Consider the following 6,321-nt stretch of genomic DNA (forward strand, 5'->3'; position numbering starts at 1 on the left):
GGCCGCGCCAGGGCTACACGCCTGGGTGCTGATCCAGAAGTTTCTGGGTCACCTGCCCTTGTACCGCATCGAGCAGATCAGCACGCGCCACGGTGTGCCGATCGCGCGCTCGACGCTGGCGCAATGGATAGGACAGCTGGGCGTGCGGCTGCAGCCGCTGGTGGATCGGCTAAGCGAACGGCTCAAGGCGGGCCAGGTGCTACACGCCGACGAAACACCGGTACAGCAGCTCGACCCCGGCAAAGGCAAGACCAAGCGGGCTTATCTATGGGCCTACCGTAGCAACGACCTAAACAACGGGCCGCCGATCGTGGTGTTCGACTATCGCACCAGTCGCAGCGGCGAACATGTGCGCGATTTCCTGCGGGACTGGCGCGGGCATTTGATGGTGGATGATTACGGTGGTTACAAGGCGTTGTTCCAGCAAGGCGTGACGGAACTCGCCCGATAGGACTGGGTGGCGGCATCGTATTGGTAGCGCACCTCGCTGCCATCTTCCCGTACCCGCAACAGGGTGCTGCCGACTGCGCCAACCGCCCCACTCTCCAGCCGAACCTGCTTGTAGGCCCCAATGCGCCAATTGTCATTGTTGTCTCCATCGAGGCCCGCTTGGCTGTTGTAGGTCCTCAGCAAACCCAGCTTAAAACCCTTGGCACCAAGAAACTCATCGCGATCCTGAATCGCCAAGTTGCCGGTAGCGGCATTCACGTAAATGCCAGTCTGCTGTTGCCCCAAAGAAGCGGAGCTGGAAGCAACACCCATTGCGCCTGCCGACAAACCCAACTGATTACCTAATACGATCGCGACCTTCTTTACATCCCTGAAGAAAGCTAGCCGCTATGGTGGTATGCGGCCTAATCGAGCAAGGTATCCAGATGGGAATCGTCAGTGTTTAGTGCGGAGACAACAAAAAGTACAAAATTAATTGGCTAAATAGCCGCTGGATTGCCCAGCGAAGAAACACGCCAACGCGTCATTTGGCATAGGGGTAGGTGCAAGCGACTGATTTGTAATTAACTTGATGAGTCGGTGGAGGGTGCAGCCAATAGAAAGGGTAATTCGTCGCGTGCATCAAAATAATTTGCACCGCCCCAGAAATATTTTGAATTAATCGTGGCGATGGTGAAATTAGCAGTCCAAGTTTTCTGCCGCCCACCCCGGTGGGTCAATATTCAATCAGCGCAAACACATCCGACCGTATCTCGCCCGCCAATTCAGGGTGAACTTGTCTGTATCATTCTTCTCTAATGCAGTACTCGCCGCGAGGCCATCGCCTTGGGTGAGTCCTTTCAATCCTTGAGAAGGAAGTACGATCATGCAAACACTCGATACCCTTGAAATTCAGCAAGTAGCAGGTGGTCAAGATTCGCAACGTATCTGTCGTAATGATAAGTACTATGTGGATCTTATCCGCGATCACCGACCAGTGAGTCAGCAAATGTCAGATGTGACAGCAGACCAGATAACCGCAGTAAGGTCGGTTCTCCAACCAAATGGCTGCACCCAATGGGATTGGTCACGTCACGGCAATATCAATAGTGATGACTAATACAAACTTACCAAAGCAGTTACTTGGGCGAGTTGTCTTAACCCATTGAGAAGGATGCATCATCATGCAAACACTCGATATCCATGAAGTTCAACAAGTGGCAGGTGGTCAAGTAGCAAGTTATGAAGGTATGCGACTTCCCTGTCGAAACAATGCGTATTACGACGGCCTTATCCGCCTTCACCGACCCGTGAGTGAGCGGACGTTACCCGTGACAGCAGAACATATAGCTGCAGCAAGATGGGTTCTGCAACCCAATGGTTGTGACGCGGCTTATTTTATAGTTTCCCCGGCTCCTGCCGAATGACACCTAATACGGAACTCACCCAAGGCCGTTACGTGGGTGAGCCTCCTTAATCCATTGAGAAGGATGCACCATCATGCAAACACTCAACAGCAGTGAAATTGATTTCGTTGTAGGCGGTACAGGTACAGGTAATGCGCCTCTCGTCGATGAAATCTTAAGCGGCATAGGGGCAGAGGCCAATAAACAACCCACCAACTTGCAGAAGTTGCAAGCTTTTTCTGAAGGGATGCGGGCGTTTCAAAACCGCTGTGTCGGGGAATAATTAAGATCAGGGCGCAGCCAACACCTGCGCCCTGATTTCAAATGCCACGGTCTGCAACGCGCCACGGAACACAGTCTGTTGCGAGACCAAATGCATACGCGTCAACCCCGGCTGGCTGGCCAAAGTCCAGACAAAGCCAGTGACACTGTTGGGCACCTCGAAAAACCTTCCATCCATGGCATGATTCTGACATTCGAAAGTCAGCCCTCCCATCATGATCAAATCCAGTCTGTTTGCCAGTGAAGAACGTGAAGCCAAGCTTGATCAGCTGGGCGATGCGCTGATGGTCCTGGGCACCCATGTCGATTTTGCTGCACTGGCGGCAGACATTGACCGAGCAGCGCCTTGACCCAGCCGCGCCCGCGGCGGCCCGCCACGGTTCCGACCGAGTTGATAGTTCGGGTGCTGCTGGTTCATCAATTGTTCAATCTCAGCGATGAGCAGATGGAATTCCAGTTGCTGGATCGCCTGAGTTTCCAGCGCTTTGTCGGTCTACGCAGTAGCAGTCAGATTCCAGACCGTACCACCATTTGGACCTTCAAGGAGCGGCTCATTGCCGCAGGTGCGAGTGACAGCATCTTTGAGGCGGCCAATCGGCAGTTAGCCAAACATGGCTATATTGCACGCGGTGGTCAGATGGTGGATGCCAGCATCGTGCAAGTCCCGAAGCAGTCGGTGAACCGGGAAGAGAAAGCCATGATTCAAGAACGCGCCATGCCTGCTGACTGGTCGCCGGCGAAGCGCCGGCAGAAAGACCTGGATGCCCGATGGACCAAGAAGCACGGCAAGTCTTACTTTGGCTACAAGGTCTCTACCAGCGTTGATAAGCGTTACAAGTTGATTCGGAAGATGGTGGTCAGCACTGCCAGCGAGCACGACACCTTGCACTTTGAGCGCGTACTCGACGAGGGTAATACCAGCCGTGACGTGTGGACTGATCGCGGCTATGTGGATGGGGAGCGAGAAGCCCGGCTCATTGGACAAGGCTGGCGCATGCACACCCAGCGTAAAGGCAGAGCGGACAAGCCCTTGTCCGAATGCCAGAAACGTCGCAATCGACGGATTGCCAAGATCCGTGCTCGTGTTGAACACCCATTTGCGAGCTTGGCACAGATGGGTGGCAAAGCCCTCCGCTGCATTGGGTTGGCACGCGCCACCTTGAACCTGCACTGGAAGCTTGCGGGGTACAACTTGCGACGCTTGTGCTATCTCGAGGTAGCCGGTGTGAAGGCCTTCTGATGCCAGGAATCCATCTGGATTGGCTGGAAATGGCCAATTTGGGCGGAAAAAGAGATGCAAGACAAGTGACAAGCACCGGCACTGGCAGTCGGAAGGCGCCGTAAGGTAGATTTACGCCACTGCATATCAAACAGTCGGGTTATTCGAGGTACCCTCTAGGTAAAAGCCTAAAATACCAAGAAGTAAATGGTGACTTATCCATCAATCAGGATTTGTGCCTTTAAGTCTCGTGCAATAGCATTTAGCTTACTTTGCATCGCTTCAAAGTCCGTCACCTTGCAGACGTTGGTATCTTTTGGTTTGAATTCTAACTGTCTTTGCAATTCAACTTTATTACCGTTTATTGTATAATTCGCAGAATAGCTGAAGTGAGGGTCACTTACTTCGACAGATTTTGGCAAAGATTGCACTTTTACATTCGGAGGAAAGAAATAGCTGGCATTCTCGATAAATTTTTGTTCAACACATGGGAATGGTTGTGTACGTTTCTTTTCTATCAAATAGGAAGCCAATATTTCAGCTATCCCACCAGTCGGATTGCTGACAGCTGTAATGCCTGATGCGCCAGGGAGATTAGCAAGGTTCTCAACCCTGGCATCAAACTTTAAATCCTGAAACTCATTTCTGTCCTGTTCTTTTGCAAGTTCAATGGTGCCTTCCCCTTTTAACCCACTTCTTAATAGCATATTTCTGGTCACTACTTCTAACTGAGCCTTGGTAGTATTGCGAAATCTGTAACGATTATACTCAGCTCCCAATCCTATATAAGATACTGTTCCAGACAGCTGAGCTGAACCATCCTCATGAACTTCAAAACTGGCTCTACTGCGTACCTCACTTAATTGATTAACGGGGGTATGCGCAATCACGCCAGTTTTTGTAATTAGAACTGATTTATCCAGAAGAGTATCCGGTATGAATCTTACGTCAATTGGTAAGGCAGTGGAATCGGTATACAGATTAAGCGACGGGATGAATGTAATTACGTGATTAAAAGAGGAAAGCACTGGAACATTTGGCAATCGGTAACTTCCTCCACTATTAATTAATGCTGTGGAGCTATCGATATTCACTGCAGTTAACAATGCTTCTAACAGTACTGTATGATCTTTGCAATCACCATACCTATTATTAAGTACGTCTTCTGCTGCATGAGGCACTACACCACCATTACCTAAATAGATGGCAACGTAACGTATATTCTTACGGACCCAGTCAGACAATGCTAAAGCCTGAGCTCTTTTGTCTGGAATTGCTTTTGTAATCTCTTTCGCTAATGCAATCACCTTGGGTGTTGGCTTTGACTTGTCACTAGCACCTTGTTCGTACACTTTTGCCATTTCAGAATAGTCCTTGAACGTACTTATCTGTAAACGGTCCCCGTAGTCAATATAATCAACGGAACCTGTTTCGATACGACTCTTCGGTTTCAGTGCATAATGCCACTCATAAATTTTTCGCCCGGCCTTTATACGTGGAGGTACTGCTATAAATCCCGATGCCTCTACATTTAACGTTATGTTTTCTGGTACGTCGACAACTGAAATTGACTCTTTATAAGGATAAAAACTGGGGATAACCGTACCTGTAAAATGGCCTTTTAGCAACGGTTCTCGCTTTAGGGTGTACTTAAGGTATGTTTTGTCACCAACAGCCAAGTCTGGAAAAATAACTATTTTATAGACACTATCGTTAAACATAGGAGAAAATGCTGATGAAGGATCAGCTTTAGTTTTAATTTGATCTTCAGAAATAGTGATCTTCCTGCCATCAGCTTTTTGTGTGTATGCTTCAATCGAAACCAATTTATCTAATTTATTGTTTAGGTAGATTTGTTGCTGACCTTCACGTTTTAATCCACGCTCTTCATTCAACCGATACTGAATTTCAAATGTTTCTGTAGAATTGCCATCAGATTCAAGATAAATATAGGTGTTATCCTTCTCAACAGTAACAGAGGGATCATCCCCATTGGGAAATGGGGATGCAATCGATTTAGAAATAACAATAAATGTTACAAGTATAAAACAAGTTAAATGCTTAAATTGCATCATTCGACTCCTTTGAATTGCTCGATATAGGATATGCCTGCTTTATCTTTTAGGTTTGCCATTGCCTTAAAATACATAAAATTGCTTTTTTATTACTGAGAGGCATAAAGACATTAGCAACCTCAGACCGTCTTTAGGTTTATAAAAATTGAAATTTGTTTTAGGCTAATGATGGTTAAACGTCGATAGTTGAAATTAACTGAGCATAGTTAGTAAGCCTTATAAAGTTTGTTGTAGCTTTGCGAATGACAATGTTCTTAACTTGAACCTAATGCTTCGAATTAGTTCTTCGTTATTATTGCCACTAGGTTGACCACTTAATTGAAGATATGCTTGTCCGGTTTGGGTTGTCTGCGACCAGCCGAGGCTGTGTAAAAACCCGAAAATTTAGAGTTCGGGTCAGAAAAAATCCCACCGACCGCAAAATCACCATCAAAAATACTACTAATGTACCCACTCAAAGTACGTTGATGACCGAAAAACTACCTTGAATTCCCACTTAAAAATTCGCTCTAGCGTTTTTACACAGCCTCAGCCAGAAGCGGGCACTCGACTACAGAGTGCCGGCAAATTGTGGGTTACATGCTCCTACCTTGGCACCGGGGCTAATGGGCGCAGGATCAAGGCGCCCATTGCCCGACATTGTTATCGGGGTGCTATTGTCAGATGTCTGAGCTGGCGCTGATAGCTCGGTCAGGATCGTCCTAGATGCTGAAATTCAATATCAGTTAATGCCGCCTTACCGGTTGCCTTCGGAAACTCAAGTTTGAGCTGCGACAGGCTGGTATGGTTTAGGTTTGTTCGACGTCTGCCCATACGCGATGAGCGTGCCCGCGAGATGGCGCCAGCGGGCAGACGTTGAATAAACCTCCAGGGAGGAAACCGCGGGATGCTGCGGGATATTTGAGTAGGC

Annotated in this window: 5 protein-coding genes and 2 pseudogenes; 4 read left to right on the forward strand and 3 right to left on the reverse strand. The window is 48.3% G+C overall.

What is annotated here, in order from left to right:
• Positions 1–445: pseudogene (locus CSQ89_RS18940) on the forward strand (IS66 family transposase); the annotation flags it as partial.
• Here CSQ89_RS18940 and CSQ89_RS18945 read toward each other — a convergent pair.
• Positions 406–762 (reverse strand): DUF6531 domain-containing protein, encoded by a 357-nt coding sequence (locus tag CSQ89_RS18945; RefSeq protein WP_099407619.1) that lies wholly within the window; start codon positions 760–762, stop codon positions 406–408. The pseudogene CSQ89_RS18940 and the gene CSQ89_RS18945 overlap by 40 nt on opposite strands.
• Positions 763–1,315: 553 nt before the next feature.
• Here CSQ89_RS18945 and CSQ89_RS18950 point away from each other — a divergent pair.
• Positions 1,316–1,549: a hypothetical protein gene (locus CSQ89_RS18950; protein WP_099407620.1), complete on the forward strand. Its 234-nt coding sequence runs from the start codon at positions 1,316–1,318 to the stop codon at positions 1,547–1,549.
• A gap of 380 nt (positions 1,550–1,929) precedes the next feature.
• Positions 1,930–2,118, forward strand: coding sequence for a hypothetical protein (locus CSQ89_RS18955; RefSeq protein ID WP_099407621.1), 189 nt, complete (start codon positions 1,930–1,932; stop codon positions 2,116–2,118).
• Positions 2,119–2,124: 6 nt separating this feature from the next.
• Here CSQ89_RS18955 and CSQ89_RS22590 read toward each other — a convergent pair whose 3' ends face one another.
• Positions 2,125–2,295 carry a hypothetical protein gene (locus tag CSQ89_RS22590; protein WP_158229050.1) on the reverse strand — a complete coding sequence of 57 codons (171 nt, stop codon included), beginning with the start codon at positions 2,293–2,295 and terminating at the stop codon, positions 2,125–2,127.
• A 37-nt stretch (positions 2,296–2,332) separates the two neighbouring features.
• Here CSQ89_RS22590 and CSQ89_RS18965 point away from each other — a divergent pair.
• A pseudogene (locus tag CSQ89_RS18965) lies at positions 2,333–3,357 on the forward strand (IS5 family transposase).
• A gap of 194 nt (positions 3,358–3,551) precedes the next feature.
• Here the strand turns inward: CSQ89_RS18965 and CSQ89_RS18970 are convergent.
• A complete protein-coding gene (locus CSQ89_RS18970) occupies positions 3,552–5,411 on the reverse strand; it encodes a DUF3857 domain-containing transglutaminase family protein (protein ID WP_099407623.1) in 1,860 nt (619 codons plus the stop codon).
• Between the last annotated feature and the right edge of the window lie 910 nt (positions 5,412–6,321).

It is taken from the genome of Chitinimonas sp. BJB300, from assembly GCF_002735695.1.
Taxonomy (GTDB): Bacteria; Pseudomonadota; Gammaproteobacteria; order Burkholderiales; family Chitinimonadaceae; genus Chitinimonas.